This is a genomic window from Methylacidimicrobium cyclopophantes (genome assembly GCF_902143385.2).
GTDB lineage: Bacteria > Verrucomicrobiota > Verrucomicrobiia > Methylacidiphilales > Methylacidiphilaceae > Methylacidimicrobium > Methylacidimicrobium cyclopophantes.
Map to the genome: position 1 here is coordinate 1 of NZ_CABFUZ020000234.1, position 4,999 is coordinate 4,999.

Annotated in this window: 3 protein-coding genes and 1 pseudogene; 1 reads left to right on the forward strand and 3 read right to left on the reverse strand. The window is 62.8% G+C overall.

All coding sequences use genetic code 11. The features are described 5' to 3' along the window. The 3 genes and pseudogenes from FN369_RS09545 to FN369_RS09555 all read right to left on the reverse strand — a co-directional run. Nucleotides 1–953: pseudogene (locus tag FN369_RS09545) on the reverse strand (TIM-barrel domain-containing protein); the annotation flags it as partial. 41 nt (nt 954–994) lie between these two features. Next, the gene (locus tag FN369_RS09550) at nt 995–2,278 is read right to left on the reverse strand and encodes a hypothetical protein (protein WP_142525918.1); all 1,284 of its coding nucleotides are present in this window, start codon (nt 2,276–2,278) and stop codon (nt 995–997) included. A 531-nt stretch (nt 2,279–2,809) separates the two neighbouring features. Beyond that, the gene (locus FN369_RS09555; RefSeq protein WP_178087795.1) at nt 2,810–4,711 is read right to left on the reverse strand and encodes a S53 family peptidase; all 1,902 of its coding nucleotides are present in this window, start codon (nt 4,709–4,711) and stop codon (nt 2,810–2,812) included. Nucleotides 4,712–4,760: 49 nt separating this feature from the next. Between FN369_RS09555 and FN369_RS11350 the strand changes: the two genes are divergently transcribed. After that, on the forward strand, nt 4,761–4,999 hold a 239-nt coding region (locus FN369_RS11350), incomplete at its 3' end, for a hypothetical protein (protein WP_218580038.1).

Sequence of the window (4,999 nt, forward strand, 5' to 3'; positions counted from 1 at the left end):
ACGGCCTGCAGCCGATCATGGTCATAATAGCCGTAGGCGCCCTGGTGAAATCCTAGCGCGTACCGTGGCGGCATCGGACTGCGGCCGGTCAAGGTCGTGTATTGGGCCAGGACGTCCTGCGCGTGATCTCCGAGCAGGAAGTAGGTGTCGAGCTCGCCGAAGAGCGCTCCGTAGTAGATCTTGCCGTCCATGTTCGAATAGTCGTTGGAGCCCAGGTTGAAATAGGACTGAGAAGTGTTGTCCAGGAACAATCCGTAGGCATAGGGGGCTCCCGCGAACTCTTTGTTCGGGTTCGGATTCACTTCCACCAGAAAGGGGATGGAGACATAGAGGGGCTCGGATGGATTGAGCGGACCCGGACCCGACGGAACGGTGCCGCCGACGCCGTACATGTAATTGTCGAAATTGAATTGCGTCAGAGTAAAGAGGCTCTTGTTGAGCTGCGCGCCCGCTTTCTCGCCTAAGCCGAAATAGAGAGCCGTTTCCGGGCGCTGCCGGAAGTTGGCGATCACGAAATGGCCGGGAATATAGACCAGGTTGTAGCTCGGCGTGTCGGCCGCGATCAGTTGCGAACCGCGGAACACCCGCAGGCGGTAGGGCTGCCGGTCGATCTGGAGGCGCATCGACCCGGTGTCGACGATCAGGCGAAGCTGCGAGTTTTCCAGAACGATGAGACTCACGGGCCCGAGATCGGTCTTCACTACGGCTGGAGAGCCCTGCGGACCGTAGACGGCCGCCGGGTCCGGGTTGAAGCGGAGACGGAAGCTCGTCGCCGACAGGAAGGAGAGCAGAATCCGTCTACCTTCGGCCAGTTCCAGAGTGAAGGTGTTGCCGCTCCGGATCACGTTCTGAACCGGCCCGGCGGAGGTCCAGTCGCCGTGGTTCGGCGTGAAATCGTTTACCGCCGTGTAGTCAATGTCCAATGGGTAAGAGGGGCTTGCCAGGTTGTCCATGACGGGGATCCTGTAGTTTGCTGTTCCTCAGCGTTGGGCGATCAATGTCCGATGTCGATGAAGCTGGCCGGCTCGCGGGGCTTGGCCGGAGCCGAGTTCGGAAGCGGCGCGGTTCTCGCTTCAATCTGAAGAAGCCAGGAGAAGTTTGCGTTGCCGCTTTTCCCGAAATGCGAGTTCTGGCCGAAAATGGGAATTCTCCGTCCGTTTCCGTCGAGCTGGAAGCCCCCGTCTTCCTTCCTCCGAAATCCGACGGCAGCTCCCGCGGAGTAGTGGCAGCCGACGCAGCTCTCTGTGCCGAAGACCGGCGTGTTGTCGATCGGAGGTGCTCCGTCGGCCAGGCGATCGTCTTGCTCCAGCGGACCGGCGGGCTGCAGGCCTTTCTGGAAGTAGGTCTCCATCGTCGTGTTCACGAGGAAGACTGGCACCACGTCACCGGGCGTCTTGTGCGTAATGCTCTCCGGCGCGCTCCTGTTGCCGCCGGCGAAGGCGGGCGCATTCGGCCGCACGGGCCACTGCGTGCCGATCAGTTCGTAGTACTGGAACACCGAACGCGCTTGCCGCAGCGCCGCCTGCACCTGGGCATTGAGAGCGGCCGTCGACACCGCGATTTGCTTGTCGAGGGGATTGAGCGTTCCCTGGGTCGGCACCTCGACCCGCGTTACCTGGACTGGCGTCGTAGTCAGATGCTCGATCCAAGTGGTGGCCTTGGCCGGGTCGGGCTCGATCACCGGCGAGCCGGTCTTCGGATCGAGGGTGGCGTTTTTCGGCGGCAACTGGTTTGGCATCGCATCGGAGTGTGGGTTGAAGAAGTTCGGATGGGATTGGCCTCCCCCAGGCAACGGGTTGGAGCGCACATTGTCGATCTGCTCAAATGTGGCCCAGATCCACTCCGGCGACGACCGGGTCCGCATGGCAATATGCATGCCCACCAATCCCGCGTCGATCTCGCGCGTCGGCGGCTTCTGACCGGCCGAATAGGGCTCGGAGAGCTGAACGCGGATGCTGCGCGTGAAGAACCGGCTGCGATCATCATTGGGGCCGAGCTCCTTCCACGCGAACTTCACCTCGATCGCACCATGCGAGTGCTTGGATTCCGAGTCGATCGGGAAGGCGATCTCGTTATCGGCTGCTTTCTGCGTGTATTCGACCTGGCCGTCGAGGCTATAGAGCCTGTTGGTGATGATGTAATCGAACTCTTCGTTGTTCACCAGGACTTCGTACCGGACCCACTTTCCGTTTTGATCGACAAGCGGGCCGGAAAAGGCCTGGAAATTCTGGTCAGCACTGGTCGTATGCTGCCGCCACGCCGCCTTTGCGCGGAACAAGGAGTTTTCTTCCGCGCTCGCTTCGCTCGGGTTCCAAGGCTTGGGACGCGCTCCGTCCGGGAGGAAGATGGTGCTCGCCGGTCGCCAAAAGCTCCATACGCGCTCGGACGAGTCGTCGGCGATCGTCTTGTCGCGAGCCGGCTTGCCGTCGGCCGTTGCAGGCCAGTTGAGCGCAATGAAGGTTTGCCATGCGAGAATGTCGAACTCCCTTTGTGCTTCGAGGACTCGACCCTCTCGATCAAGACGGCCCACAACCGTTCGATCGACGTCGTAGGGAAGCTTTGGCGAAAACGGCAACGGGAAAGATCGTCCGACCGGCGACTCCGCGAAAGCCGTCGTCGTGAGCAGCGCTATGCTTGCTCGAAGGGCCACGCGGGAGAGGACGTTCCCCATAAATGGCGTCGCCCTTCTTTTCCCGCTACAGCAAGCAAGAGTCGATTTGCATAAAACGTAAGAGAATCTTTAGCAACTTTGCTGCCAACCGCAACAAGATTTCCATGGATTGCCGGAAACAAGGGACCGTCCCGAGGATCAAGGAAGTGACCGCTTGGATTTTGGGAGCCGGAGGGTTCCCGGGATCGATGCGTGAACGGCTCTGGCGAAAAGGAAGGATTGCCGGTCGGCAGGGCGTCGGAGGTCGTCCTGCGAGCGATGGCAAGACGGATCGGAAGCAAGAGGACGTCGGTTTCGAGCGGGGCGGCTTGCAGCAGGCGTCGGGTTGGTTTGTCCTGGAGATGGAAGCTTCGAGCCGCCCGCCCGGTCCCGATCTTTCTCCAGGGAGACCCCTCGCTTCTGTAATGTCCGCGAACCCCCCTCGGGCTCCGAGCAAGCGCGGGAAGGAAGCCCGCCCGCCTCTCGGCCTAAAAACAGCGTCCTCCATCCGGGGGCCGCAGCTTCATCGGTGGATTCGGTGTAGATCGAGGAGGATGGCCGAACCTCGGGGGATCCCAGGCCCGTACAGCAGGGATTCCAACCGGCCCCAGCGACGTAGGCCCCATTGGTTCCCGAGGTGATCTCAAAAAAAGCCGATCGTGGCACCCGCTCGTAGAGAGCGGGATTGGCGAAGCCGAGTGGCTCCCCCAGAGCCTCGTTCCAGCGAGCGATCAGCGCCGCCCAAAGGGGAGCAACGGCGCTCGTGCCCCCGAAGACGAGATCCTGGGAATCTATGCGGACTCGGTATCCGGTGGAGGGGTCGGCGTCTCCGGCAGCATCGGGAACCCCGCGGCCGCAAAAGGCCCCGGGATTGACCGAGGGAGGCACGCCCGCATTTTTCTGCCAAGGAGGCAGGGGGAAGAGGGCGCTTACCCCTCCACCCGTCGCTCCCCCGTCGCGATTCCAGACAGTCTGTTCGACGATCCGCCCTCCGGACGAAAGAAGCCGGGTGCCCCCGCAGCCCAAGACATAGGGGCTTGAGGCGGGAAAGTCGACGTGCGCCAATCCATCGTCCACTCCGTCGGAGGAGCCCTGATCGCCCGCGGCACAGAGAATCGAAACTCCCGCGAGTGCCGCCTCTTGCAGGGCTCCGTTGACCGCACGGAGGGAGGATGCGGGCCAGAGGGATTCGGCTTCTCCCCAACTGATCGAAAGGACCGAGACGGACCAGCCGCCGTGAACCGCCTCCAGGATGGCGTCGTAAAAGCCGATATCGGTGTTCGGGGCAAAGAAGACCAGCAGTTCGGCCCCGGAAGCCAGAGATCCGGCGATCTCGATGTCGAGAGCCACCTCCCCGTCGGCTCCGTCGGGATTCCCGGAGGGGGCGTTTTCGGTGCCGTCCACCGAGATGGCCCGGACATCGGGAACCGGCAAGCCGAGAGTCGTAAAATAGACCTTGAGATCCTCGATCCGGTAGCCTCCGCCGAATTCCAAAAGCGCGATCCGTTGCCCGGTGCCGTCGAGGTCGGAAGGGAATTGATAGAGCTCGCCGACTTGCGGGGGAGTGCAGGAGATCGCGGGGGCCTGTGCGGGAGGGAAGATCCGGATCCGCGGTCTGACTAAAGGGCGGGTGTCCAATCCCAAGACCGCTTCCACGAGCGGGGCGATTGTGTCGGGAAGACGGCATTCGCCGCGGTAGGTATGGAATGGCGCGCCGGCGGGGCCCTGGTAGCGGAAAAGCTCGATCCCGAAGACCCGCCGACATAGGTCCGCTGGGGCGCGGAGCGAGAGCGTCCGGCGCACCGAGTCGGCCCCGAGAACCTCGAATCCCAATCGCGCCATCTCCTCTTTGACACGGAAGACGGAAGCGGGATCGGCCCCGAAACGTCGGCCGATCTCGGCCGGCGAGAGGATCCCTTCGATTCGTTCCGGCAGCGAGGATCGCCGCCGCAGCAAGAGCGTGAAGGTAAGCGGGACGCTGCCGTCCAAGGGACCGATGAGCCGAGCTCCCGACATGGTGAGGCGTTCTTCCCCTCGGGCTTCCCGGCCGTCCTGAGGCATAGCCCAACCCATAACAGGGGAAGGGGGGGCATGTCGAGGTGGGAGGATCGTGCGAGCGCTCAGAGAGGCCTTTCTCGCCGCAGTCTCCGGTGGATTTCTCCCGGGGAGTGTGCGACCTTGCCCGGTGAGAGCCCTTCCCGGCGCTCGAGTCCCGGAGGCGAACGAGAAGCGGCCGCCGATCGGCTCTTGGCTCGGCTTGCTTAGGAAGCTTCTCGCAGTCTTGCTCGGGATCCTCGCCGCCCTCTCTTTCGGAACCGGTCGGGCAAAGGGGGACGACTCCCCCCGACC